Below are 26,536 nucleotides of genomic sequence, written 5' to 3'. Positions count from 1 at the left end.
AATGAATATGAAAAAAATACTCCAAAAGCATAAAGCTATTTATATTCGAATCTATCGGCTAGCTAAAGACTGTGATGTAAGTTTTGACTTAGCTTTGAAATTGATAAAGCTAAGGGATGATGATAAGCGATTAATACGAAAAAAGAAATCACACGGTAGTTTTCTGTCCGTCAATGTAGAAGACAAACTAAACCTTTTTTCTATTGAATGCCTAAAATATTCACTTTTAAATGCCATGGTGACAATTCTATTGTTCAAAAAAGATTCTTGTTACCTTTATGATTCAAAATCAAATTTTTATATTGAACAATATTATGATTGCCAATTATAAAGTACCGCCCTACATCAAACCAATAGCCTTTATCGCTTTCTGTTTGTATCTTCAACCTCACTGATTGCGGGTTAAAAGAAAAGTTAGCTTTGCGTTGGCTCGTTGTTATAAAAGCGATAAAAGTATACTTGGCAAACTTGTGACGTAAAAACTTACCCGATATTTATACCTATTACATATGAAAAACTACTACAATTTCGTCTCCAATGTAGATCTCCGCCAATAAATTACCAAGTAAAATAGGTTTCGCTTCAAACACCACCATTACTTTCCCACCTTTCACCTGTTCAATTTAAACTAGACATTATTAGCATTTGTATATATTTTATTTATATACCTGCGATGCCCCGCAGATCTTGCTATGTATGGGGTTCTTAGTCTGGCGTTGTTGAAGATCTAATCGTTAACTTACAAACGCTATAAAGATCTATCTGTTAGCTTGGAAATATTAGAAAAAGATCTTTGCAAAATCCAAGTAACCTCTTGAATTTAAAAAGCCCAAGATCTACTTCATAACTTGGATTTACATCATGTTTAATTCGCTATGGATAAAATAAGCCATGTGTTAACTATGTTTAACTCGATAAACACCGAAATAAACAAGCTAGCTGAGCTATATAAAGGCAGTGCAGCGCAAGTCTATAAGCTGAGCGTGCTTGACCCTTTAAACAAGTCTCCTGAAATAATGGATCAAGGTGGGATTGAGCTGGCTGATATTGCCTTTAGTCATTTTAAGCAAGAACCCGGAGAAGTGGTTAAACATGTTAATCGATACCCTGGGGTTATCTTGATTCAATCATTAGAAGAATTTAAACAAATAAAACAACAAATACTGACAATAAACCAAGAGAAAAGCGCATTTAAAGCATTTTTATCCGAACATGGCAGAGCAAACAATATCATCAATGAGCTCGGTGAGTCTGTTTATACAACCAATGATTTGCTGTATAAAAGCCTGCCAATGACAAACCAATTGATGATCACGCGTCAAATTGAATTTTATGAACCCCAGATTAAATCGGCGTCTTTTTCTTGGAATCTAGATTACATACATCAAAACATAGATAACTTTGACAAAGAGCTGAGTAAATTAAAACTAAAAATATCGTCCCCACCCTCTTTATTAACACGACACGAATGGTCATCTGAAATTGGTAAGCTAATCGACTCCATCAATCAATTCTTAGATGCCAAGATATTGGTTAAAATTATTAGACCTAAACCAGTTGAACCTGTTTTATATTTAACCTTTGATAACACTCAGCCACAGACGATAAAACCTAAGTTACCTATCTTTATATATAGTCCGTCAAAACAAATTGATCTGGTTAGAAAAGCACTAACCACAGCGCCTAATCACCCAAAAGATTTAACGAAAGGCAGGAAATATAACTACCAAAGACTCAGCCCATATTTTAACTATTATGCTTGTCGAGAGCTCAGTAGTTAAAAGTCATAAATCCTATTATATATAATTAAAATAGGCTGTGTTACCTACTCCATATTGGGTTAAAAAAATTCTTATGATTGTCTTCAAATATGGAGATTAGCAACAAAACCAGATTAAAATCGTGTTTAATTAATAAACAAAAACTAAAGTGAGATATACTTAAATACATCTTATGCTTTAGGTGTTATCCATGCTGCAAAAACTCTTTTTTATATTATTAATATTAGTATCTGGGCACAGCCAAGCAGAAGATTTAGTAAAAATAGCTACAGGCCAATCTTATAAAGACACACGTTATTTATACAATTTAACCTTACTTAAAAGCGCACTCAAAATCACTCAACCTGAATATGGCGACTATCGAATAAAAATTGTTAACGGTGCAATTCCTAATGAAAGACGCTTAAACGAATTAAAAATGGGCCGTCAGTTAAACGTAGCGGCTATGTTATACAACCAAAAGTGGGATCAAGCGCTAATCAAAGTATCTTCGCCGATTCGCCAAGGCCTTTTCAATTACAGGTTGCTGCTGACAAACAAACACAATTTAGAAAAATTTAAGCAAGTAAACACGACTGAAGATCTACATAAATTAAATGCAGGTTTAAGAGTAGGATGGTCTACTTACGATGTCATGGAACACTTTAAATTTAAGAAAACGGCTGCGCATACCTATGAATCCTTATTTGGCATGTTGAATAAGAATCGATTTGATTACATACCTCGTGGCGTGCATGAGATCTATAATGAATTGTATTTGCGTAAAGATGAGTATAAGAATTTAGTGATAGAACCTAATTTAGCTATCTATATGCCATTGCCAGAATTTTTCTTTGTTTCACCTAAAAATCAACGGCTTGCGGCCAGATTAGAATTAGGGATTAAAAGGATTTTAGATAACGGTACCATAGATAGAATTTTAGAAGATTTTTATGGCGAATATATCCGTCAGGCTGACATCAAGAATAGAAGAGTAATTAATATTGGCAATCCATTATTGCCGGAAGATATGCCAATTCATACACCTAAGTATTGGCGTAAAGATTAATTGCTTTACTGAAAATATCTAAATTTGCTAGCTGAATTTCAGCTAGCAAATTAAACACAGATAACGAAAAGTTAAGCAGTCACTAAATCCAACCACTGCTGTTTATAGCTCTCTAAACCTTGCAGTTGAGTCGCATCAGATTCTGTCGTACTAACTTGAATATCTAGTTTACCCCAATTAACCAAAGCGGCAGTGCCAGCAACTGTGCCTGTGTCATCAGATGACATATGGACAGGTTGAACCTGACGTAATTGTTTAATTAAGCCACAAAGTAACGGGTTTTTAAGGAAAGCACCTTCAATATAAATATCGCCTTTAGCAGCGAGTTGAGTCAATTGGTAATCAACTAATAAAGCAGTGTATAAAGTTGCGATACCTACGCCACTCACATTTTTGTAATCACCCTTGAAGCTGGCAGCTTGTTGGCCAAATGGACCACTACCACTTGCAAAATTTGGCAGTGCGAAAACTTGGTTATCAATAATCGCTTGTAAATCAGCTTGGCTAAAACTATCTGTGACTTTGGCATTAGTTGCATCACAAATTGCGCCAAATTCGCGCCCGCCCATAAATCGAGCACAAGCAATTGGTTGAGCAAGTGCATCTATATTGGCAAGCATATCTTTTTCAGCATTTAAGTTTTCAAGCGAAACTTGAGATGCCATACAAATAGTCCAAGTACCTGTTGAGATTACCGTGAAAGGCTTATCACCCTGAGACAATCTGTAACGTAAGAAACTCGCATTACTGTCGTGTAGGCCATTAAACACCTTACAATCGGTTCTTAGTCCTAAGTCTTGCGCTAAATCGGCTTTAACTTCACCGCAAAAATGCCAAGCTGGTTTAAGTTCAGGAAACTTATCTCGGCAACCTAGCTGATCAACTAAACTCGATAAACCATCTTGGTTTAAATCCCATAAATCTGTGTGGCAACCAAGCGAGGTTATTTCCGATGATAAATGCCCAGTAAAGCGCCATATCCAGTATTGTGGATACATTAGAATATCACTTGCTTTATCAAAGGCTTCAGTAAAGCGTTTTTTCTGCCAAAATAATTGACGACCTAAGTTTAAACCAGCAGGTAAACTAGGTGAATATGTATGATTAAAATCAGGTCTGACTGAATCGTAATCTAAACTGTCTTCAAAGATGGTTTCGAATTCATAATCTAAAACAGGTAAGACTAAACCGTCTTCAGAGTCAGAGTTTCTATCAATTAATGCAGCAGTCGCACCATGAGTGGTAATGCTAATATTTTCAATTTTATAAGCTTGCGCAGCTTCTTTAATTGAGCTTTTAAAAAATTGCCAAATGCCTTGGATGTCAGCACTTGGATAGTATTCGTTATCTACAACCGTATTACTGATATGCTTAGAAAAAATAGAGGTTTGAGTAGAATCTAACACATGAATTTTTACATGTGTTTTACCAATATCGATAATTAAGTTGTATTGTTCGTTATGATTTTGCATAAGATTTTCTTTAAAGCCGTTAAAGGTTAATGTCTGTTGGGCTATTCATTACAAATACGATCAGCTCTTTTGGGCCGTGCGCACCAAAAGCTAATGTTTGTTGGATGTCAGCCGTTTTTGAAGGACCAGAAATCAGTAATGCATTAGTCGGCATATTATCTTTCCAATTCTGATCTTTAACTAAACTTGAAAAGTTACAGTAAAGCTTGTTGGCATCTACTATGATCATGTGAACAGGCGGCACTAATGACATAGTACGTGGCTCATTTTGAGATGGCCATCTAACTATGGTACCTGTTTCGGCAATTGCCCAATTTGAACTAGTGATACTTGCTGGAGTATGGTTGAACAACTTGTCTTTATTATCTGTTAATTGATAATCATAATCTTGTAATTCAACTTGTTCTCCAGACTGGTTAATGCCCTGCTCAATTAACTGAGAATATGGGCTATCTGCGCCATAAAGCAAACTTGAGATATCACGCGCTTTAAGCTCAGAAATAACCTGATCCATTAATTCGGTTTCAGATGTTGAAATAACTTTTGCTTGGTTATTGCGTAGCAATTGCACAAAATGGGTAAATTGATCTTCAAAACTAATCTCAGGATACGTGAAACCAGTTTCTGCTGGCAGCTTATCGTAGTCAGCGCCTTCAACTTGTTTCTTTAGTTTTTGCAAAATCACACTTCTCGCCGAATTGGATTGCTGTGTAAATTTATAACTCATATTAACCACCTATTTTCGACGGGCTTTAACTCTTTCATGAAGCGTTTTTGGTGCTAACTTAGGCGCAGTTCTAACCGAAGTCCACGCACCTAATTTACTTGGCATTAGGCCTCTAAAGCGTGTCGCAAACCACATAGAAACTTTATACATTGCTGGTACTCTGTGCAGTAAAGACCAAGCTTTCCAAATTGCAGCTTCTGTTGCTTTTCGGTTACTGCCTGCCCCTTTCAATTCGCCTTCACCACCTTTAGTGTCTTTTACGCTCTCTTTGCGTAGTCTCAACAAAATGTTGGGGATTGGAATTTTTACTGGGCAAACTTCACCGCATGCGCCACATAAAGACGAAGCTGTCGGTAAATCTTTAGTTGATTCGAGCCCGAGTTGATGAGGAGAAATAATTTTACCAATTGGGCCAGGGTAAACTGTACCGTATGCATGACCACCAACACGGGTATAAACCGGACAATGATTCATACAAGCGCCACAACGAATACATTGTAAAGTTTGTCTCAGTTCTTCATCAGCAAACGCTTGGCTACGGCCATTATCTAGTAATACAAGATGAACTTCTTCAGGGCCATCTTTTTCACCCGGCTGCCTTGGCTTACTAATCATGTTGAAGTAAGTGGTAATCGCCTGACCTGTCGCACTGCGTGTTAATAAGCTTAATAAAGGTGGAATATCATCAAGATACTCAACGACTTTTTCTATGCCGGTAATCGCTATGTGCATGTCTGGTACGGCACTCGACATTTGGCCATTACCTTCGTTTTCAACTAAACATAAGGTACCCGTTTCAGCGACCGCAAAGTTAACACCTGTTATACCAACATCCGCTTTTGAGAATTTGTCGCGCAAAATACGGCGACCTTCACCAATCAAGGTATCTACGTCTGTTGTGTATTCAAAATCATCAATATGTTCAGCAAAAATATCCGCGACTTGTTTTTTATTTTGGTGAATCGCGGGCATGATAATGTGAGAAGGATGTTCATTAGCAAGTTGGACAATATATTCACCCATATCGGATTCTAATATTTCCATATCTCTTGCTTGTAAAAAGTCATTTAATGCTGTCTCTTCAGACACCATAGATTTACCTTTTACGATATTTTTGCCACCTTTAGATTCAATTAACTGAGCAATAATTTCGTTAGCATCGTTAATAGTTTCAGCCCAATGAACTTTAATCCCATTTTCATTCAGCTTAGTCTCTAACTGCTCTAATAAATGTGGTAGCTTAACTAATGCACGTTGCTTTATTAATTTACATTGGTCGCGCAAAGTTTCGAGTTCATCATTTGAAGGAAACGAGGCTTTACGTTTATCCATCAAATAATCCATAGCCCCAGCAAAGTTGCTACGTAATTCTTCATTAGCTAAATCACGTTGAACATTTTGTCTAAATGTACTGGCTGATTTAGTATATTTACTTTCAGTTCTATCAGGTGTGTATTGATTCACGCTCATCTTAATTTCCTTTGTTAGAAGGATTAGATTCGCTTGTTCTTTCTAATAAATAACTCGCGATATGTTTACCAGCTAATGGCTTGTTCTGATATTCAAGCGAACCATTAATATTCATCATGCAACCCCAGTCGGCACTGATAAATTGTTTCACACCTGTATCAAGTAAATTCGCCGTTTTATCCGCAACCATAGCGGCAGAAATATCGTCATGCTTAACTGCAAAAGTACCACCAAAGCCGCAGCATTCTGATTCTTTGTTGTGCACAATAAGTTCGACGTTATCGAGTTGTTCTATTAATTTTCGACCCGTTAGGTGAACACCCATTTCACGTCTTGCCGCACATGAAGTGTGAAGAGCAACCTGCTCTTTTGGACCTTGATCTTTTAATTCAATTTTTAAAACATGAACTAAGAATTCTGTGAATTCGAAAATACGATCACAAAAACCTTGAATCTGAGGTTCTTCTTTTAACAAAGAAAGATAATGATGGCGCATCATGCCACCACAAGAGCCAGAGATAACCACGATTGGAATATCTAAAGGAAATTGCTCGATTTGTTTTAATGCGACTTGTTTAGCTTCATCTTGATACCCAGAGTTATAGGCTGGTTGACCGCAACAAGTTTGGCCATCAGGGTATATAACTTCTATTCCTTGACGTTCTAAAAATTCAATTGCATCTATACCAGAATCAGGGAAAAGGACATCAGCTAAGCAAGTACCAAACAAATAAACTTGTTTTGGCTGACTAGGATAAAACCTTACATTTAACTCAGTCATTATGGTCTCTATGTATTCGAAGATAAAAAAAGGGGCCCAGAAAACTGGGCCCAAAACGACAGATTTGTGATTTAAAGAATATTAATTTGCTTCTATAGGCTTAGTCGCGCTTTCAAGGTTCTCTGATACATTAGTAGCAGCTTGAGTGGCAATGTAAGCATAAGTAGCTGTGATAAAATAGATCAATGTTGGAACAATTAACCAGCTCGTAATAGTCGCTATATCTTGGTTAACATATGAAGAAATTCCCATATATAAACATGCAACTAGTGCACCCCAAGAAATATATTTAGCCGCTAGCGCCAAACCAGAAACCTTAATATTTGCAGCTTCTTCGTTAGACTCAACAGAAGCTAAATAAGCAGCTTCTTCCGCTTTTCTATCACTTTCAATTTTTTCTGCTTTTGCAGCTTCTGGGTAAGTTTCTTTAGCACCCATAGCAGAGGCTAAAACTATGTAAGTGACAGTCGCAAATATCCATAATGGCACTAGGATAAAGAACAAGTGCAATAAACCAGCTTGCTCAACTGCGATACCCGCAACCATAGACAGAATCCAAGTGATAAAAGCAGCCATGTTAGTCGTATTGCCTTTATAAGCAGACCAATAACGGGTTAAACCTAATTTAGGGAATAACCAATGCTCAGTCACAATAATTGCACCTACTGGAGCAAGTAAAAGTCCCATGTAGCCAACAAAACCAAGTAAACCTGAGAAAACAAATGGTGAACAAGCAATAATAGTTGTAATAATACCAACAACGATAGTTACTTTAGTACGGCCCCAAGCATGATTTAATGAGCTGAACGCAAGACCAGCACGATAGATTGTTGGGTTAGAAGTAGTCCAACCAGCAATGATTACGGCAATAATACCTGAAGCACCTAGCGCTGTGTAAGCAACCGAACCAGGGTCAATCGCAGTGATGCTCGTTTGTAATAAAATAGCTGCACCTGCCCCCATGATACCTGCACAAATCCAAGCCATGTAATGGCCGATAAACATACCTAGTGCTGAAAAATAACCATATTTAGCTTTTCTTGCAAAGCGTAATAAAGTCATATCGCCTAAACTACCGTGCATAGCTAAGTTAGCAATCCAAGCAAACGCAATAACATGCCAAATACCTATATCGCCGTCAGAGTCTTTCCAAATCGATTCACTTGCAACGGTTAAAAAGTCACTGAAACTATTGATGCTATCGACACCGGCAGTCGCACCAACAGTCGTTGGCATCATGACAAGTGCGCCAACAAAAAACATTAAGATCATCCAAGGAGCACAAATTTCAGCAAAGGCTGCAAGCTTTTTAAAGCCTTTAACCGCCATGTAAACCACAACAGCACCAACACCTAGGACAACTAAAACAAATCGTAAATCAGTAGGGAAATAACCAACTTGATCAGGAATACCGAATGGAATTCGAACGGCGGATGCGGATACAGTGATCATAGCACCGGCGAGAACACAGAATAATATGCCATTAACCACACTATATAATTTTATAGTGCCTGGTCCGGCGATTTTTTCTAAATAAGCGTAAAGGGTTAAACGAGTATCTGTTGCAATTGGCGCTGTAATTAAGCCCCAAGTTAAAACGGCTAACAAATTACCAAATAATAAACCTGTGATGACATCGACTGCACCAACACCCCAAGATACAAATAATGCACCAATAACAAATTCTGTTCCTGCAACGTGCTCACCCGCGTAACTAGCGGCAAAAGTTTTAGCACCTTGCAGTTTATTAGGAGAAACAGCTTGAGTTTCAAATTCTTCGGCACTTGCCATATAGACCTCCGAGCTCTCTTCTATCGTTATTTATGTATGAAGATAAGCTATAAATTAATAATGTTTTTAACCTTAAATTTAGACAATTTAAAAAAAAACTGTCTAAATTTAAGATTAAAAACATAAATCTAAAAAAATGGCATCCATGCCACTGACACAAATTAAGTCGAGGTAATCCAGTTACCTCATTAAGGGACTAAACTATACCCTGTGATTACCAGCGATATTCAAACCTTCTATAACCGCTTGTGCGCGGTATCCAGAATTAAGGTAATAACGTTTCGTACAGAACTTAGCGTTGTGCTAAAACTTCTTTTTCATAAGCTTTAACATCTTCTAACCAATCTGGACCCACTGGCGTGTTTTGCTGTAGGCAGAAGTAGTCCCAAACAGCAGCCCATGGCTGTGAATGCGCTTCTTCCATTAATGCCAAACGAGATGTGTAATCAAATTCTTGCTCTGCAGCTTTGATTTTCGCAACTGGCTCAAGAAGTGCTTTAAGAAGAGCTTTTTGTGCGTTACGAGTACCAATAACCCATGCAGCGATACGGTTTACTGACGCATCGAAGAAATCAAGACCAATTGACATACGGTCTAATAATTCGTTACGAACGATTTCACGCATAATTGCTTGTGTTTCGTCGTCGAAAGATACGATGTGATCGGAATCCCAACGCATTGGACGAGTTACGTGCAACTGCATGTTTTCGATGTAAAGTGAACAAGTACTGATCTTGTCAGAAATAACTTCTGTTGGGTGGAAGTGACCCGCATCTAAACATAATGCTGTACCACGAGTAGCTGCGTAGCTTAAATAGAACTCGTTACTACCAACAGTGTAAGCTTCAGCGCCTATACCGAATAATTTACACTCAACCGCATCGATGTGGTATTTAGTGTCAATTTTTTCAGAGATCGCTTCATCTAAAGACTCTTGTAAACGTTTACGAGGAGATAAACGGTCAGCTGGCTGATCTTTCATACCATCTGGGATCCAGATGTTCATGTAAGAAGGTGTGCCTAATTCTCTACCGAAGTATTCAGAAACTTTACGGCTTGCTTTTACGTGGTCAATCCAGAATTGACGAATTTCAGCATCTGGGTGAGATAAAGTAAAACCATCATCTGATTTTTCATGAGAGAAAAGAGACGGGTTAAAGTCTAAGCCAATACCTTGCTCTTTTGCCCAAGTTACCCAACGCTCAAAGTGGCGTGGTTCAATTTTGTCACGATCTACATCTTCTTCTGAATCAATGTAGATAGCGTGTAAGTTTACGCGCTTTGCACCAGGAATTAAGCTAAATGCTTTTTCCATGTCAGCACGAAGTTCAACTGCAGTGCGAGCTTTACCTGGGTAGTTACCAGTTGCTTGAATACCACCGCTTAATTCACGTTGTGCGATTTCAAAACCTTTAACATCATCGCCCTGCCAGCAATGCATTGAAATAGGTGTTTTAGCTAATTGTGCTAGGGCTTGCTCAGTATCAACGCCTTGTTGTTTAAATACTTCTTTTGCTTGCTCATAAGCTGCCAGTACTTGATCTTTGTTCATAATTAATTCCAACTAAATCGTAGTTTGTTAATATGATTATCACTTCGTTAAACTTGACATCCTATTCAACGTAGTAGATTAAATAAACGGAGACATTATTCTGAAATAATGTCTCCTAATAAATTAGCGTAAGAACGCTTCGTGTAAACCACCATCAACACTAATGATTTGACCAGTTGTTTTGCTTAGTTGGCCAGAAACCATTAAGTAAGCTGCTTCAGCCTGATCTGCTGGCGTGATAGGCGACTTAGTTAATGTACGCTGAGCGTAGAAATTAGCTAACTTGTCACGTAATTCATCATCAGAGTCTGACTCAGTAAACTCAACATTGTATTTCGTTAATGAAGCAATAACACGGTCACGAGGGAACATAGTGCTACCTTTAACAACTGTAGCAGGTGCTAAACCATTTACATTAACTAATGGAGAAAGTTCAACCGCTAATTCACGAACTAGGTGATTCGCAGCCGCTTTAGATGTGTCGTAAGCTAATGAACCTTTCTTAGATACAGCAGCGTTAACACTTGTCGTTAATACTAATGCACCTTTTAAGCCTTGAGCTTTCCAGATTTCGTTTGCTTCAGTACCAACAATGTAGCCACCTTTAACGTTAACCGCAAAGCTAACATCAAATTGTTGGTCATTGCTCATGCCTGCTTGACCTGGTGCTAAGAAAACACCAGCAGTCACGATAACTTTATCAATACCACCGTAAGCAAGAGTCACCTGCTCAAACATTTTTTGAACGCTTTCACGGTCTGTAATATTAACTTCTTGTGCGATAGCTGGACCACAACCTGAAATACCAGTACCTGCAACACCGATACCTTGACCGTAGATAGCTGTTAATTCGTCAGCAGTTTTTTGCGCTGCTTCAAAACGTAAATCAGCACATACAACGTGAGCACCTTCTTTCGCTACGCGAAAAGCAGTTTCTTTACCAATACCATCACCAGCACCAACAACAACTACGATATCACGCGCTAAAGGCGCTTCTTTAGGCATACGCTGTAACTTAGCTTCTTCTAAAGCCCAGTATTCAATGTCGAATGCTTCTTGTTGTGGTAAAGCTGTGTATTCACTAACTGCTTCAGCGCCGCGCATTACTTCAATTGCACAGTTGTAGAATTCAGTTGTTACACGTGATTCTGATTTATTTTTACCCCAGCCAATAATACCAACACCTGGGATTAAGATTACTGTTGGGCTTGGGTCACGCATTGCAGGTGAATCGTCACGCTTGCATGCATCATAGTATGCTTTGTATTCAACACGATATTGCTCGATACCTGCATTTAATTTTTCAACTAATGCATCGAAATCGTCTGTTGCTGGGTTGAAATCAACATATAAAGGCTGAATTTTAGTACGTAAGAAGTGATCAGGACATGAAGTACCTAATTTAGCTAAACGTGGTGCATCAACACTGTTTACGAAACGTAAAGCTGTTTCATCAGATTGAACTGTCGCAATAAATTTAACTTTATTTGATAAGATACCACGAGCAACAGGCAAGAATTTAGCAAGTAATTCAGTACGAGCTTCATCTGATAAGCTTTCAACTTTAGCACCGCCAAAAGTCATTTCACCTTTGTCGTGCTCTTCGATATAACGCGCAGCAGTTTCGATTACCCATAAAGAAGTTTCGTAACAGCTCTTGCTTTCTGATTCCCAGTTAGTGTGGCCGTGTTGACCAAGTAAGATACCAATGCTATCAGGTTTTGCTGCATAAGCTTCTTCACAAACCTTAGCCGCTTCCCAACCAGGACGCATCCAAGGAACATAAGCCATTTTACCGCCCCATACTTTTTCAGTAAGAGCTTCTTGATCTTTACATGATGCAATTGAAATTACAGCATTTGGGTGTAAGTGATCAACATGCTTGTCAGCAATCATTGAATGTAAAGGTGTATCGATTGAAGAAGCACGAGGATTCAAACAAAAGTTACAATGCTTGTACATGCCAATCATCGCATCTTCACCAGCTTGCTTGTAACCTTTATCGTCACGCGCTTGGTATGTACCGTCTAAAGCGTTTAATTTACCTTGATATAAAGAAGAAAAGTTTTCAACTTTAGCTGTACGTAAATCACCACCAGATCCTTTAACCCAAAGAACTTCAACTTGCTCTCCAGTTAATGGGTCCGTTTCCATTAATTTTGCAGAAGTGTTACCACCACCAGTGTTTGTGATTCTTTGGTCCGCGCCTAATACATTAGAACGGTAAACCAAACTCTCTAACTCTGATAACTTATCTGCGACACTATCGTCCCAATTGTAATCAACGTGTCGAAACTCATCTTTGTTAATAGGCATCAACTATGCTCCTAAATATCATGAATACACAAATGTAAATAATTAAATTGATTTTACACCAAAGACAAACATAGTCAAGCACAAACAATCACATTCAATCATCAAAAAATAACATTAAAAAAACATGTCAAATATTAGAAAAAAAGAAGAAAAGTTAATTAAAATACTTACTATTCATATACTTAAATTTAATCCAGAATGTTAATACCAATTAATCCTATAAGCAAACAGGCAAAATAAATTAATAAAAATCAACAAATAAATTAACAAAAATGAAATAAACAAGGAGTGGAATGTCGAATATAATCAAAATAAATAATCAGAGTGATTATCTTTGGTCATTTAAATCTGAACGAAAGTCAAAAAAACCGGTTGAGAAAGTTATCATCCTGACAACAAACTCAACCGGCACACACAGGGACTGTTTCAGTAATAGCTTATTTTAAATCTGAAACTTTTAAGTGATCCATATCGTCAAACTCTTGGTTTTCACCACCCATAGCCCAGACAAAAGTATAGTTAGTTGTACCTACACCGCTATGGATAGACCAGCTTGGAGAAGCAATGGCAACACCATTTTCTAATGAAAGTGAACGCACCTCCGCAGGTTCACCCATTAAATGGAATACACGCTCTTCTTCTGGCAAGTCAAAGTACATATAGATTTCAGTACGACGGAAGTGAGTGTGTGGTGGTTTAGTATTCCAAACACTACCCGTTTTTAGTTCGGTAATACCCATTACCAATTGACAGCTATCAACGATACCTGGACGAATTGATTGGAAAATTGTACGCTCATTTGATGTATCAGACGCACCTAAATGCACAGTTTGTGCGGCACTTTTTGGTACATGAACCGTTTTTGTTACACGGTGTGCAGGGTACGAAACTAAATAAAATTTAGCAGGGTTATTTGAATCATCCGACTCAAATTTTACTGATTTAGTTTCTTTAGCAAGATACAAGCTGTCTTTTTTATCCATTGCATAAGCAACACCGTCTGCTGTGATTGTTCCTTTGCCACCAATATTGATCACACCCGCTTCACGACGCTGACAAAAATAGTCAGATGCAAGCTCTTTATGAGTCGGAAGCTCTAAAGCTTCAGTAGTAGGAGTAAAACCGCCAACTACACCACGATCAACATCAGTGTAAGTTAACTTAAATTCACCTGGTACAAATAATTGTTGAGTCACAAATGCGTCACGTAATTCTTGGTTACGCATGTCTTTATAGCTGCGGATATCAGCTGCAAATAAAAAATCCATAGTGGTTCCTATAAAATAAAAATTAAATAAATTGAGTTCGTTTGCGTTAACCCGAAAACTTCAAACGCTTTAACTAGTTTGGAGTTTTCAGATTAGCATGACAGATTAATTAGCGAGCCATCCAGCCGCCGTCGACTAACATGACATGACCATTCATATAGTTAGCAGCGTTGCTTGATAAAAACACAGTTGCGCCAGCTAGATCTTCTGGTTTACCCCATACACCACTTGGAATACGTGCAGTGATACTGTTATATCTTTCTTCGTCTTGTCTTAGGTTGTAAGTATTATCTGTTTCAAAATAACCTGGTGCGATAGCATTAACTTGAATATTTGAACTTGCCCACTCATTCGCTAGTGCTTTAGTAATTTGTGCAACACCACCTTTACTTGCAGCATAAGCTGGTACCGTAATACCACCAGAAAAACTCAGTAAAGAAGCAATATTGATAATTTTACCTGAACCTTGTTTAAGCATTTGCTTACCGGCTTCACGACAAAATTTAAATACACCGTTTAAATTAACATTGATAACTTCATTCCAGTCTTCATCTGAAAATTCATGAGCAGGTGAACGCTTGATAGTACCCGCGTTATTAACTAGTACGTCAATTCGACCGAATTTAGCAATTGTGTCTTCAACAACAGCTTTAATTTGCTCACCATCGCTTTGATCACAACCTAAAGCTAAACATTTAACGCCTTTCTCTTCTAAGATAGCGATTGTGTTAGCTACATTTTCAGGCTTAGAGCCAACAGCAACAACAGTTGCACCAGCTTCACCTAAACCAATCGCCATTGCTTGACCTAAACCTCGGCTTGCACCAGTTACTATGGCAACTTTATTTTCAAGGCCAAATTGTTGAGTTAAATATGCTTGCATAATAGATTCCTATAAATTGATTAACTAATAAACCTGAACTCTGGATAACAACTTGCTTTCTAGCTGCTGTTTTTCCTTATTACTGCGTTAAATTTGATTGCAATAGGCTCGCTATTGGCGCTCAAATTCGCCTTGTACTAAGAAAAAACATCGGGCTAGAATAGATGAAATATTAAAAGCTTATGTATTTCAAATTGTTAGCAAATTTCTTATCCCGAGTTCAAGTTAATAAATTTAACGCTTAAATTAAGCCAAATGCTCTTGGCAAAAATTCACTAATCGCTGGGAACATAGTCACCAACACGAGCGCAATAAACATTGCAGCGTACAAAGGTAAAATAGGTTTTATCACTTCACTAATACTGACCTTGCCAATACTACAGCCAACAAAAAGTACACTGCCCACAGGTGGAGTACATAGGCCAATAGATAAGTTTAATATCATCATAATGCCGAAATGTAGTGGCGAAATACCAAGTGACTCAGCGACAGGTAAGAATATAGGTGTGAAAATTAATACCGCAGGTGTCATATCCATAAAGGTACCAACCACTAACAAAGTAATGTTGATGATCAATAGGATAAGTAATGGATTTTCCGATAAAGTTAGCAGCATATGGCTAATCGTTTGCGGGATAGATGCATAAGACATCAACCATGACATAGCTGAAGAAGCGCCAATCAACAACATAACAATTGCGGTTGTATTAACTGTTTTTAATAAGATTGGATATAAGTCTTTAACTGTAATTTGGCGATAAAACACCAATGACAATATGAGTGAATACAATACCGCAATTGCACCTGCTTCAGTCGGTGTGAATATCCCACCTATGATGCCACCAATAATTAAGAAGATTAAAAATAGGCTTGGTATAGCACCAAAGAATGCTGGGAAAAATGGTTCTATTGATTCTTTCGAAAGTGTCTGAATATTATTACGTTTAACATATAATACAGCCGCCAAAATTAACGACACAGTCACCAATATACCTGGTAAATAACCCGCAATAAATAAAGCGGCTATTGAAACACCACCACTAGCAAGTGAGTAGATAATCAAAATGTTGCTCGGTGGAATCAGCATACCAGTTGTAGCAGCTGTGACAGTTACAGCTGTACCAAAAGGCTTTTTATAACCTTCTTTTTCCATCGCTGGGATCATAAAACCGCCAATGGCTGAAGTTGCAGCAACGGCCGAACCAGATATTGAACCAAATAACGCACAAGAAATAACGTTAACAATAGCTAGGCCGCCAGGTAAACGTCCAACTAACACTTTAGAGAAAGAAATCAATCTATGTGCAATACCACCTTGCCCCATCAAATAACCTGAAAGGATAAAATACGGGATAGCAAGTAAAGCAAAACTGTCTATACCAGCAGTCAATCGCTGAGCAATTGTCGTTAATGCTGGTAATGTGTCGACTGTCATCAGCATACTGACTAAAGTCGCAAAAATAATAGCGAGTGCAATTGGCAAATTTATTAATAATAAAATCGCAAAAACACCAAATAGAATTAAACTTGTCATATCTTATTAACCTTGTTTATCTGCTAGTTTTTACTCAGCAATTGCATTACTGGCTTGTTTAAAAAAGATGCCGCTATATAAAGTAAATAAACATCCACTGAATGGAACAACACTATATATAAATGCCATAGGTATATTTAGAACCGGAGATGATTGACCTAACGACCAAGTCAAATAAACTAAATTGCAACCACCAATAATAAGTACTGAAATTGCAAATATGACAACAAGCAGACAACATAATCGGTAGTAGAATAAAGCTTCACTGACTGGTAGTTTTTTCACTAATAAATCAAAACCAAGATGGCTGTTAAGGCGATAAGCATATGCAGCACCGATCAAACTGACCCAAATTAATAAAAAACGTGCAACTTCTTCGGTGAAAGAACTCGGCTGAGGTAAAATAAAGCGAGTTAAAACTTGCCATGTCACATCGACAACAAGTAACGCCATCATGACTGCTAAGAAAACTCTTAGGAATTTATCTAATTTTTCAATACAAGCATCTAAACACATGACTAGCGCTCTCCCATTTGTTTAATATCAGCGACAAGGCGTTTAATCGATTCACTCGTTATAGAGTCATACAATGAAGTTACACTGTCTTGGAATATAGCTTTGTCGGCTTTCATCACAGTGACGCCAGCTTCTTTAACTTTAGCAAGTGACATTTCTGTCGACTCCATCCAAACCTTGCGTTGATAGTCAGTGGCTTCATCCATCGCTTGTTTAAGCCAAACTTGTTCTTGAGCGGATAAACTATCCCAAAGGTGGGTGCCGACAACAATCACGTCTGGAATCGAGGTGTGTTCGTCTAATAAATAATATTTGCTCACTTCATAATGTTTTGAATAATAAAAACTCGGCGGGTTATTCTCTGCACCTTGTACTATCCCTTGTTGAAGCGCTGTATATAGTTCACCCCAACTTACTGGCGTAGCTGCACCACCAATAGTGTTAACCATATCTACAGCTGATTGGCTATTCATAACGCGGATTTTTAAGCCATTCAAATCACTGGGCGCTTCCACCTTTTTATGAGTTGTGTAAAAGCTACGACTGCCAGCATCAAAATACCCTAGCCCTTTGACTCTATATTCAACGCCTGAATCTAATAAACTTTGGCCTATCGGGCTTGTTAGTACATCCCAATAGTGTTGATGGTCATTGAACAAATAAGGTAGGCTGAATATTTTCATCTCGGGTACAAATGCTTCTAATGAGCTTGCAGAGACTTTAGTCATCCCTAAAGTACCGATTTGAATCAACTCTATAATTTCTCGTTCAGATCCCAATTGACCGGATGGAAATATAGTCAATGACATTTTCCCATCAGAAATCGTTTTGAGCCGCTCATCCATAAACTCTAATGATTTATGAACTGGATGCTGGACATCTAAGCCATGAGCAATACGAATGCTGACAGCTTCATTACCCAGATCTGAGTCAAAACTAAATTGTGCAATAATAATTAGAGCACTTAAGGCTAAAATAAATTTAGAGAAATGGCTCATCGCCTCCCCCCTTTGTAACGAAATTAACTACAGTAGAATCGATAATGAAATTCGTTTCTACTGCGATGATGCAACTCAATGTAACGAGTAAAGGTTGCTAAATATATTTGCTGTCTATTACACATTTGTTTGCGACAAATGTTATTTAAGCCACTAAAACTCAAAATTTAGCGCTCAAATCACTAAATCTTTGTAAAAAAGTGTTTATTAGTGAAAATGACCATATATGAATATCTAATATACACTTTTGACAAATTATGACAACATTCACGGTGATTTCATAGTGTAATGATTGAAATTAGTTCGTATATGAATAAAAAATAGCGATTGATAGCCATTTTGTAAAGAAATGTAACAAAACAATTAAAACATTTTCTTCACATTTAATCTAAAAATTTCTTTTTCAGTCATAAGCAGGTATAATAACGAATACATTGTAAATTTATGGACTTTGCGAATAGAATATGGCAAAACAATTCGAAAACACTCACGATACGATTTCCGGGAAGGGGTTACCAATGTTAGAAAGACATAGGCAACAATTAATAAAAGATATTCTAGACAAAGAACAATTTGCAAGCGTTAGAAATTTGACTGAGAAGTTAAATGCCTCTGAAGCGACAATACGTAGAGATATTTTAAAAATGTCAAAGCGTGGCGAGATTCAAAAAATTAGAGGTGGTGCTCAGTCACTTAATACTGCACCAAGCAAAAAGCACATTTCTAGTTCTGTATTTTTTGTCGATAAAGAAAAACAAACAAAAACAAAAAAACTGATTGCAAAGCGAGCAGTTGAATTATGTAAAGATGGCGACTCTATTATTATAAATGGTGGTAGTTCAACTTACATGATGGGTGAATACTTACAAGATAAGCAGTTAAATATTTTAACCAATTCTTTTGTGCTTGCTAGTTACATCACAGAAAATAGTGATATCCAAGTCACTTTACCTGGCGGTGAAATTTACCGTGAACAAGGCATCATTTTAAGTTCTTATGAAAAAGATAATACCGAGTACTACCATAGCAGTATGATGTTTATGGGATCGCCTGGTGTTGGCCCTTTTGGTGTGATGGAATCAGATCCTCTATTAATCATGTCAGAACAAAGGTTGCGTAAGCAAACTGAAAAGTTAGTAATTTTGGCTGACAGTACCAAATTAGGTAAACGTAGTAATTTTATTTTCTGTCCACTAAATGAAGTAGACATCTTAATTACTGATTCAAACGCTGATCCTGATATTATCAAACAATTTGAAGATAATGGAATCGAAGTCATTATTGTTGAAGCTGTAGATTAAACTGCAGCTAATTCTTATTTAATATTCGACGAGCCTTTTTGTATCAAACGTTTATTGAGCCAAGCTCAGTGTTTACATTAAGGCACATGAAGTTGTAATACTGTTACCATTTTAACCATAATTCTGCTCGGTTAAATGGCGCACCATCCGGTAACAACGGATTACCCACCTTCAGCACGCTCCTACTCGTCTGTTTTACCCTTTTTATGTATTCACCTTCACTATCTTCAACCAAAGCCGTTAAGATACCCTGTGATGCCATACGTTCCATTCCGACTTTAAATCGTTCAGCAAGTTTAGGCGTGTTAGGTGATACAAAAATATAAAATGGCGCCGGTATATAAAGCAATAAGCTTGGTTCAAGTACTAAGTTAGTAAGGGATTTATAATTTTCCAGCTCTAAAAATACTTCGTGAACTCCTCTAGGAATGTAATCACATCTATTTTTGTTTAGCATGGTAAATAAAGAACGGTCGTTATAGGCATTAACTAGATTAAAGCCCAGATGGTTAAATGTTTGCCAAGTAGAGGATTGTCTATCTAAGCAAACGCGTAATTGCTTCAACTGATCTATGTGTGAAATATTTTTGAAGCTCCCGAGACTCTGCTTATTAGTCATAATTACTCGGTAGTTTAAAATCCCTCTACGGACAGGTATTTTAATCGCTATTGTATTATCTTCCCACTCAACATTCGTTACTGCGATAGTGGCATTAACCACTTTTCCTTTGGAAATGATCGGTATAAGGCGTTGTTTGGGTATGTATTGTTCAGCTAACTTAAGCTCGTACTCGCCAAAATCCGGCTGTGTTATTTTAAGTGCCGTATCCAGAACCTGATAGTTGTATTTAAACCTATCATCTGTTTTATCGCGACTAATATTAACGATAGCGATATCTTTGGCTAACAGACTCTGGCTAAATGTATATAAGGATAAAACAATGATTATAATTTTATAATTATCCAGCAGATAATTAGCCATTCATTTACTTCCCTCGATTGATATCCTTTATTTTATACCAAGATTGATAATTTGCAGATAAATTGGCTGCGCGCTGCCTTCTGCGTTTTCCATGAGATAGTAAAATAATTTTCCGTCAGCAATATAAACAGTACCGTGTCGAAACCTTCTCTTACTATTAGCTTCATATATGCGCTTAAAATTATTGGTACGTTAATCATCGATTTTCAACTGAGACCAAAATGGAATCGTTAAGCTAAGTCTGAAATTTTAATTTCATTTTCGAGCTTAACTTTTCCATATTAGTACTTCGTGTACAAAGCAAAGTGAGACAAATAACTTAATGGGATTGGCGATTGCTTCTCCCAAGTTTAGGTGAATAAATTTATGTCTATGACACACTAAAAGCGTTAACTAGATTAATAAAAGTGAGTACAGCGTTATTTAGCTGTACTCGTTAGTTTCATACTAAACTTGTATTCCCCAGCTTGGAGATTATCAAGTTCAAATTTGGTATGAGCGGTATCCATTAAAGTCAATGATGATGCTTCATGCTTAGGCAGCACTAACTGAGCTTGTGTGTTTTTAGGAATCTTTACAACTAATTTCAAAAATTTCCCTTTGGTTTCCCAGCTCACATAAATTTGCCCTTGAGGCGTATCATAAAAGCCAGAAGCAGTTGTTAACTTAGTACCAATTTGAGGCTCAATTAACACTGAACTAAAGCCTGGAGTTAAAGGTTTAATCCCTAGGATACCTTGATAGAACCATTCTGCTATACTGCCATAGGCGTAGTGATTTAGAGAGTTCATACCTTGAGGATTAAAACCGTCTTCTAATGAATAAGAGTTCCAACGTTCCCAAGTGGTCGTTGCGCCATTATTGATTGAGTAAAACCAAGATGGATAGCTTTCTTTGAATAATAGTTCATACACCAAGTCACTTCGACCAGCCTCTTGTAAAACATCCGCTAGTAAAGGCGTACCTAAAAAGCCAGTACGTAAATGATTATCAGCATCTTTAATTAAACCTAATAATCGAGTCTGTGCATTCTTTTTATCTTTGGCATCAAATAAATCAAAAGCTAACGCCAACAAATAGCTAGTCTGTGTGGCATGTCCAGATTTAACTGATAAATCAGCATTAAAGAAATTATTCCGGAATGCTTTTTTCACATTCTGATATAAAGCTTCCAACGCCTCGATATCTTGCTCTTTAGCTAAAACCTTAGCGGTTTTTAAAGTCAGCTCTACTGAACGAGCAAAATAGGCTGTCGAAATCAAATTAAAATCTGTATCACCACGATTTGGATTTTTTGCAGTCTCGTCAGGGTAAGGTTGTAACCAATCGCCAAATGTTTTCATCGAAGATACATAGTCTTTACTTTGGCTTTGGTGGTATTTAACCCAGCCCTGCATCATTTCATAGTTGTCTGCTAAGATTGCTGAGTCACCCGTAAGCATGTAAAGCTCCCACGGAATGATAGTTGCTGCGTCACCCCAACCTGAAGAAGGCCAGTTAATCCAATCGACAAAAGGGACATAAAGTGGGATACCACCAGAAGTCATTTGGTCATCTCGAACACTTTCTAACCAAGCAGCCCAAAATGCGTAAACATCAGCAACATGCATTGATGAGCTGGCAAAGACTTGAGCATCACCCGTCCAACCTAATCGTTCATCACGTTGTGGACAATCTAATGGAATATCGTAGAAGTTACTTTTGAGGCCCCATTTAACATTGGAAGCAAGTTGATTCAATTTAGGCGCTGATGATTTAAAGTTGTTCGATACTTTAAAATCAGTGTGCTGAACTAAAGCTTGTGCCCAATCTGTTCTAGGTTGTGCCGCTGGGTCAAAACCTGAAATTTCAATGTAGCGATAGCCATGGTAAGTAAATGTTGGTTGATATTCGATAACACCTGTTGTGCTTGGTAAATAATAATTAGTTGAAACCGCACTACGATAATTGTCAGTATAAAATTCACCTTTATGTAAAGCTTCTGCGAATCTTATTTTGATTTGTTTGCCCGCTACTGCAGGTAAATTAATTTTAGGTACGCCAACCATGTTTTGACCAAAATCAAAAATCACAGTATCGCCTGTATGCTTAACAATACTAACTGGCTTTAATGCTTGAATATTTCTAATTGGTTTATGTCTTTTAGGCGTTAACTTCAGCTTTTGATCTAATTTTGCTGTATCGACTCTAGTCCAGTTTGAGGCATTAAAATTAGTAGTATGCCAATTAGGTATTTCATAGTTTTGGTCATATTTTTCACCATCATAAATACTGGCGAAACGAATAGGTCCCTGCTGGGTACTTAACCAAGTTTCATCAGTAACAATCCGTTTAGTCGTACCATCAGCATAGCTGATCTCAAGTTGAGCGAGTAATTGAGGTGTAAGTTTGTGCTCTCTTTCAGTGAATTTATAGACTCGGCCTGAATACCAACCGCCAGCTAAATTAGCTGCTAGCACATTTTGGCCTGAATTAACTAAGTCAGTGACATCGTAAGTGAGTGTTTCGATTCTTTTAGAATAAGGAGTCCAACCTGGTGTCATTGCATCTTCAGGTGCGATCATAGCGCCATTAATATACGCCTTAAACAAGCCTTTAGCCGTGATATAGAGTCTAGCTTGTTGAACAGATTTATCTGATTTGAATTCTTTTCTTAGATATTGAGGCGTCGCTATCACCGCTTGGCTAGGATTATTGTCAAGACTCGTATCAGGATGATTAATCCATTTTCCTTGCCATTGGGCTTGGTTTAATAAACCAAGTTCAAAGTGATTAACCTCACTCCAATTTGAATTTTTGTCGCTTTCGTCCCAAGTTTTTACTCGCCAATATACTTTTTGTCGAGAAACTAATTCTTTACCTTGGTAACGAACCCAGGCATTAGTGGCTGATGTAACTTTGCCACTATCCCAAAGGTCTGCTGTAAATTCAGCAGTTTCATCAAAATTTGATGAAACTTGAATTTGATATGCGGATTGAAATTTAGATGAAGCTTGTTTATCTACTTTCCAAGAAAAACGTGGAGCCGACTCATAATAACCGATGAGGTTGTTTTGCCCCTCACCCACTTTAAGTTCGACTGGTGCAACTTCATTATCTAGTTGCCCAGAGCTTGAAGAACAAGCACCTAATAAACAACTAACTAAAAATGTAATTCCAAATTTTTTTTTTAATTTGAAAAAATTAAACAAGCTTAACATCTAATATCCCTTTCCAGTCTAGTTAGACCATTTGGTCATTTCTGAAGCCACAAGTAACACAGCCCCTACACCATATAATTGTGAGTCGGTCTTTTTAACTGGATCTGGTGATTTACCCACATGCTGAACCCAGTTTACTCGACCATTAGGCTCTACAGCTTTTTCAATCGCAACCCAAGCTTTTTCAACGACTTGCTTAGTATTTTCGTCTGTTAAAATACCATTATTAACGCCCCAAGCTAAGCCGAATGCAATGAATCCAGTTCCGCTGATTTCTGGCGTTTTTACTTTATCTGGGTCAAGTAAAGACGCAGGCCAGTAGCCCTCTTCAGTTTGCAACTTAACTAAACCTGCAGCATTCTTTTTGTATAACTCGATATAACGATCACGTGATGGATGGTCTTTTGGTAAAGCTTCGATGATTAATGGTAAAGCAGCAAAAACCCAACCATTACCACGGCCCCAGAACACAGGCTGACCATTGTCACTCTTCATGTCAAAATAACGACTATCACGGAAGAACATGCCATATTTGTCCGAGAATAAATAATCAGCTGCTGCCCAGTACTCTTGGTCAGCATATTCTAAATATTTAGGATCACCAGTGATGTTACTTAACATAATCCAAGTACGGGGTGCCATATATAAAGCATCAGCCCAACACCAACGTGTTTGACAGTTGCCTTCTAAATGCACATTTCCGTGGCCAGATGCAGTTGAATCTAACATTTCTAAACCAACGGTAGGTTTATTCTCTAAAATCCAATCGAATAATTTTTGCGTTGCAGCGTAGGCTTCTTTATTGCCAGTTTTTTCAGCTAACCAGATGTACGTTTGACCAATTGTGTGATCATCAGCGTGATAAGGACGATCTAACAACAATTCATATTTTTCTCTTTCAGCAATAGCTTCAACTTGTTTTAACAAAGTTTGATCGTTTGCTGTGTCAATCCAGCGCATTAATCCAATAAAATAAGAGGCTTGGATCCAAAACTTAGCATTTTCTGATTTAGCTTTATGTGACTCTGGGATGTACTCTAAATTGTCGAGTTGAGCCATTTGCCAATGAGCAGCGCGGTTAGCCACATCATAAGCTGAAGCTCTAATGCCTGCAGCTGAAACAGAATCTGTACTTGCTGAAACTTTAGCTTCAGTTACATTTGTTGAGCTAGGCTCATTTGAACCGCCACAACCCATTAATAAAATTGAAGTAGCAGTCGCAATTAATGACTTTTTAAAATTAATTTTCAACATATCACACCTTAAACGTTAAAATGTTATTTTGCGCTAGCAAAATGCTCAGTAAAAAACGAACAAACCAGATTCACTACATTTATCGATACCAATAAATCAACCTGCTGTTTATCGTCTTAAACTTTTCTCCAGTTGAGAAAAAAGGAAGCGCCAGTAACTAGCTTGCTTCCTTGTAAATGTACTTATCTATATTTAGCTTAAGTATTTTCCGGCTTAAGCTTTTAACTAGATTTACTTATATTCTTCAAACAACTCATAAAAAGCTTTAGCGATGTTTTTATGAGTTGTCGCTAAGTTATATGACTCTGATGGGTCACGTGTAATGTCATAAAGCTCAACCGATGAATCAAAACCATATCGAACCGCTTTCCATTTGCCGCGACGTGCTGCTTGGTATGTATCACCGATAACACCTGAATTAGGATCTCCAACCTGTTTAGAAAATTCCCAATAAAGCGTTCTTTCTGCCATTTTCACTGGCGTATCATTTAGTAAACCTTTGATTGAAACACCATTAGTATGAACACGCGGCACTATGTTTAAGTCAACACCAGCAATGTCTGCAAAAGTAGGTAAAACGTCAGCAAATAACCATGGTGTTTGATCAACACGACCTTTCTTTATTTGAGCTGGCCATTGCAGAATCATAGGTACATGAATACCACCGTCATATAAATCACGTTTTTGACCTTTATAAGGTGCTGACGCTTTAAAGAATTCAGGTGAAGCACCACCTTCATCATGAGGACCGTTATCCGAAGTGAAGAAAATAATGGTATTTTCTAACTTGCCTTGCTTCTCAAGTGTGTCTAATAACTCGCCGATATAATGATCTAGTGCTGATACCATTCCCGCTAAAACAGCATTCGGCTTATCAACAGATTCTGGATAATAAGCTGCGTACTTATCAGAAGGGTTTCCGCCTTCCATACCTGAATAACGCTTTTCTTTAAATTTGTATGGGTCACTGAATTCGCTTGGTACGCCTAATTCAGCATGAGGAGATGAATAAGTTAACATCATGAAAAATGGATTTTCACGTTTTTCTTCTATGTACTTAATTGCTTCGTCAGTGAAAATGCGCTGCGCGTATGCACCTTTTCGGCCACCTTCATTTTCTTTAACGCGAATTTTTTGACCATCACGCCACAGGATTTGAGGGTACTGTCTATGACCCTCAAGAATAGAATACATACCAAACCAAGTGTCAAAACCCATAGCTAATGGATCAGTCACGCCCATTTGTTGACCAATAGAATACTTACCGATTAAAGTCGTATCATAATCTGCATATTTTAAGATATGAGCCAAGGTAATATCTTTATGACTTAATTCAACTGTATTTGAATTATTAGTCATATAACGACCATCACGACCAGTGAATAGCGAAACACGAGATGGTGAACAAACTGTGTTACCAGCATAAGCTTGATCAAAACGAATGCCGTTCGCAGCCATTTTGTCTAAATTAGGAGTTTTGATTGGTGTATTGCCATATGCCCCGACTTGATTAAAACCTAAATCATCCGTCAAAATAAAAATAATATTGGGCTTTTCAGATGACGCAGCACTTGCAATAAAAGACGCAGTTAATAGTAATCCTGCCCATACAGCAGAAATACCACGCTTGCCTTTAAACATTTTCATTCATTTACCTCATTG

19 protein-coding genes are annotated in these 26,536 nt (G+C 37.6%); 3 read left to right on the top strand and 16 right to left on the bottom strand.

Features of this window, described 5'->3' with window-relative positions:
* Positions 1-875 precede the first annotated feature (875 nt).
* Both XM47_RS02060 and XM47_RS02055 read left to right on the top strand, forming a co-directional pair.
* Positions 876-1,781: a DNA replication terminus site-binding protein gene (locus XM47_RS02060; RefSeq protein ID WP_048688851.1), complete on the top strand. Its 906-nt coding sequence runs from the start codon at positions 876-878 to the stop codon at positions 1,779-1,781.
* Positions 1,782-1,971: 190 nt separating this feature from the next.
* Positions 1,972-2,829, top strand: coding sequence for a type 2 periplasmic-binding domain-containing protein (locus XM47_RS02055; RefSeq protein WP_048688848.1), 858 nt, complete (start codon positions 1,972-1,974; stop codon positions 2,827-2,829).
* Positions 2,830-2,900: 71 nt separating this feature from the next.
* Here XM47_RS02055 and XM47_RS02050 read toward each other — a convergent pair whose 3' ends face one another.
* The 12 genes from XM47_RS02050 to XM47_RS01995 form a co-directional block, all read right to left on the bottom strand.
* Positions 2,901-4,301 (bottom strand): FGGY-family carbohydrate kinase, encoded by a 1,401-nt coding sequence (locus XM47_RS02050; protein WP_048688846.1) that lies wholly within the window; start codon positions 4,299-4,301, stop codon positions 2,901-2,903.
* Positions 4,302-4,320: 19 nt separating this feature from the next.
* Entirely contained in the window at positions 4,321-5,028 is a 708-nt protein-coding gene (locus tag XM47_RS02045; protein WP_048688844.1) for a LutC/YkgG family protein, read from the bottom strand.
* 9 nt (positions 5,029-5,037) lie between these two features.
* Positions 5,038-6,498 (bottom strand): LutB/LldF family L-lactate oxidation iron-sulfur protein, encoded by a 1,461-nt coding sequence (locus tag XM47_RS02040; protein ID WP_048688842.1) that lies wholly within the window; start codon positions 6,496-6,498, stop codon positions 5,038-5,040.
* Position 6,499: 1 nt separating this feature from the next.
* The gene (locus XM47_RS02035; protein ID WP_048688840.1) at positions 6,500-7,279 is read right to left on the bottom strand and encodes a (Fe-S)-binding protein; all 780 of its coding nucleotides are present in this window, start codon (positions 7,277-7,279) and stop codon (positions 6,500-6,502) included.
* Between the two features lie 81 nt (positions 7,280-7,360).
* Positions 7,361-9,070 carry a purine-cytosine permease family protein gene (locus XM47_RS02030; protein ID WP_048688837.1) on the bottom strand — a complete coding sequence of 570 codons (1,710 nt, stop codon included), beginning with the start codon at positions 9,068-9,070 and terminating at the stop codon, positions 7,361-7,363.
* A gap of 292 nt (positions 9,071-9,362) precedes the next feature.
* Positions 9,363-10,622: an L-rhamnose isomerase gene (rhaA, locus tag XM47_RS02025; RefSeq protein WP_048688834.1), complete on the bottom strand. Its 1,260-nt coding sequence runs from the start codon at positions 10,620-10,622 to the stop codon at positions 9,363-9,365.
* Positions 10,623-10,745: 123 nt separating this feature from the next.
* Positions 10,746-12,938, bottom strand: a complete 2,193-nt coding sequence (locus XM47_RS02020; RefSeq protein ID WP_048688832.1) for a bifunctional rhamnulose-1-phosphate aldolase/short-chain dehydrogenase — start codon at positions 12,936-12,938, stop codon at positions 10,746-10,748.
* 437 nt (positions 12,939-13,375) lie between these two features.
* The gene (gene kduI / locus XM47_RS02015) at positions 13,376-14,206 is read right to left on the bottom strand and encodes a 5-dehydro-4-deoxy-D-glucuronate isomerase (protein ID WP_048688830.1); all 831 of its coding nucleotides are present in this window, start codon (positions 14,204-14,206) and stop codon (positions 13,376-13,378) included.
* A gap of 109 nt (positions 14,207-14,315) precedes the next feature.
* Positions 14,316-15,089 (bottom strand): 2-dehydro-3-deoxy-D-gluconate 5-dehydrogenase KduD, encoded by a 774-nt coding sequence (kduD, locus tag XM47_RS02010; RefSeq protein ID WP_048688828.1) that lies wholly within the window; start codon positions 15,087-15,089, stop codon positions 14,316-14,318.
* Positions 15,090-15,330: 241 nt separating this feature from the next.
* Positions 15,331-16,623, bottom strand: a complete 1,293-nt coding sequence (locus XM47_RS02005) for a TRAP transporter large permease (RefSeq protein ID WP_048688826.1) — start codon at positions 16,621-16,623, stop codon at positions 15,331-15,333.
* 30 nt (positions 16,624-16,653) lie between these two features.
* The gene (locus XM47_RS02000) at positions 16,654-17,139 is read right to left on the bottom strand and encodes a TRAP transporter small permease (RefSeq protein ID WP_048688823.1); all 486 of its coding nucleotides are present in this window, start codon (positions 17,137-17,139) and stop codon (positions 16,654-16,656) included.
* Positions 17,140-17,141: 2 nt separating this feature from the next.
* Positions 17,142-18,137 (bottom strand): TRAP transporter substrate-binding protein, encoded by a 996-nt coding sequence (locus tag XM47_RS01995; RefSeq protein ID WP_048688821.1) that lies wholly within the window; start codon positions 18,135-18,137, stop codon positions 17,142-17,144.
* Positions 18,138-18,655: 518 nt separating this feature from the next.
* Between XM47_RS01995 and XM47_RS01990 the strand changes: the two genes are divergently transcribed.
* Positions 18,656-19,438, top strand: a complete 783-nt coding sequence (locus XM47_RS01990; protein WP_048688819.1) for a DeoR/GlpR family DNA-binding transcription regulator — start codon at positions 18,656-18,658, stop codon at positions 19,436-19,438.
* A 103-nt stretch (positions 19,439-19,541) separates the two neighbouring features.
* Here the strand turns inward: XM47_RS01990 and XM47_RS01985 are convergent, their stop codons facing one another.
* The 4 genes from XM47_RS01985 to XM47_RS01970 all read right to left on the bottom strand — a co-directional run bounded on the left by XM47_RS01985 (position 19,542) and on the right by XM47_RS01970 (position 26,521).
* Complete coding sequence (locus XM47_RS01985) at positions 19,542-20,420, bottom strand: hypothetical protein (protein ID WP_048688816.1); 879 nt, start codon at positions 20,418-20,420, stop codon at positions 19,542-19,544.
* 419 nt (positions 20,421-20,839) lie between these two features.
* Complete coding sequence (locus XM47_RS01980) at positions 20,840-23,620, bottom strand: alpha-L-rhamnosidase (RefSeq protein WP_048688813.1); 2,781 nt, start codon at positions 23,618-23,620, stop codon at positions 20,840-20,842.
* Positions 23,621-23,638: 18 nt separating this feature from the next.
* Positions 23,639-24,874, bottom strand: coding sequence for a glycoside hydrolase family 88/105 protein (locus XM47_RS01975; RefSeq protein ID WP_048688810.1), 1,236 nt, complete (start codon positions 24,872-24,874; stop codon positions 23,639-23,641).
* Between the two features lie 231 nt (positions 24,875-25,105).
* On the bottom strand, positions 25,106-26,521 hold the full coding sequence (locus tag XM47_RS01970) for a sulfatase-like hydrolase/transferase (protein WP_048688806.1): 1,416 nt from the start codon (positions 26,519-26,521) through the stop codon (positions 25,106-25,108).
* Positions 26,522-26,536: the final 15 nt, after the last annotated feature.

Source organism: Catenovulum maritimum (genome assembly GCF_001050375.1).
GTDB classification, from domain to species: domain Bacteria; phylum Pseudomonadota; class Gammaproteobacteria; order Enterobacterales; family Alteromonadaceae; genus Catenovulum; species Catenovulum maritimum.
Note: the sequence above shows the minus strand (reverse complement) of the source record. Positions and strands in the feature narration are given on the sequence as shown.

Coding starts and splice junctions, on each gene's coding strand:
- XM47_RS02060 (WP_048688851.1), top strand. CDS start 876: ATGGATAAAATAAGCCATGTGTTAACTATGTTTAACTCGATAAACACC.
- XM47_RS02055 (WP_048688848.1), top strand. CDS start 1,972: ATGCTGCAAAAACTCTTTTTTATATTATTAATATTAGTATCTGGGCAC.
- XM47_RS02050 (WP_048688846.1), bottom strand. CDS start 4,301: ATGCAAAATCATAACGAACAATACAACTTAATTATCGATATTGGTAAA.
- XM47_RS02045 (WP_048688844.1), bottom strand. CDS start 5,028: ATGAGTTATAAATTTACACAGCAATCCAATTCGGCGAGAAGTGTGATT.
- XM47_RS02040 (WP_048688842.1), bottom strand. CDS start 6,498: ATGAGCGTGAATCAATACACACCTGATAGAACTGAAAGTAAATATACT.
- XM47_RS02035 (WP_048688840.1), bottom strand. CDS start 7,279: ATGACTGAGTTAAATGTAAGGTTTTATCCTAGTCAGCCAAAACAAGTT.
- XM47_RS02030 (WP_048688837.1), bottom strand. CDS start 9,070: ATGGCAAGTGCCGAAGAATTTGAAACTCAAGCTGTTTCTCCTAATAAA.
- rhaA (WP_048688834.1), bottom strand. CDS start 10,622: ATGAACAAAGATCAAGTACTGGCAGCTTATGAGCAAGCAAAAGAAGTA.
- XM47_RS02020 (WP_048688832.1), bottom strand. CDS start 12,938: ATGCCTATTAACAAAGATGAGTTTCGACACGTTGATTACAATTGGGAC.
- kduI (WP_048688830.1), bottom strand. CDS start 14,206: ATGGATTTTTTATTTGCAGCTGATATCCGCAGCTATAAAGACATGCGT.
- kduD (WP_048688828.1), bottom strand. CDS start 15,089: ATGCAAGCATATTTAACTCAACAATTTGGCCTTGAAAATAAAGTTGCC.
- XM47_RS02005 (WP_048688826.1), bottom strand. CDS start 16,623: ATGACAAGTTTAATTCTATTTGGTGTTTTTGCGATTTTATTATTAATA.
- XM47_RS02000 (WP_048688823.1), bottom strand. CDS start 17,139: ATGTGTTTAGATGCTTGTATTGAAAAATTAGATAAATTCCTAAGAGTT.
- XM47_RS01995 (WP_048688821.1), bottom strand. CDS start 18,137: ATGAGCCATTTCTCTAAATTTATTTTAGCCTTAAGTGCTCTAATTATT.
- XM47_RS01990 (WP_048688819.1), top strand. CDS start 18,656: ATGTTAGAAAGACATAGGCAACAATTAATAAAAGATATTCTAGACAAA.
- XM47_RS01985 (WP_048688816.1), bottom strand. CDS start 20,420: ATGGCTAATTATCTGCTGGATAATTATAAAATTATAATCATTGTTTTA.
- XM47_RS01980 (WP_048688813.1), bottom strand. CDS start 23,620: ATGTTAAGCTTGTTTAATTTTTTCAAATTAAAAAAAAAATTTGGAATT.
- XM47_RS01975 (WP_048688810.1), bottom strand. CDS start 24,874: ATGTTGAAAATTAATTTTAAAAAGTCATTAATTGCGACTGCTACTTCA.
- XM47_RS01970 (WP_048688806.1), bottom strand. CDS start 26,521: ATGAAAATGTTTAAAGGCAAGCGTGGTATTTCTGCTGTATGGGCAGGA.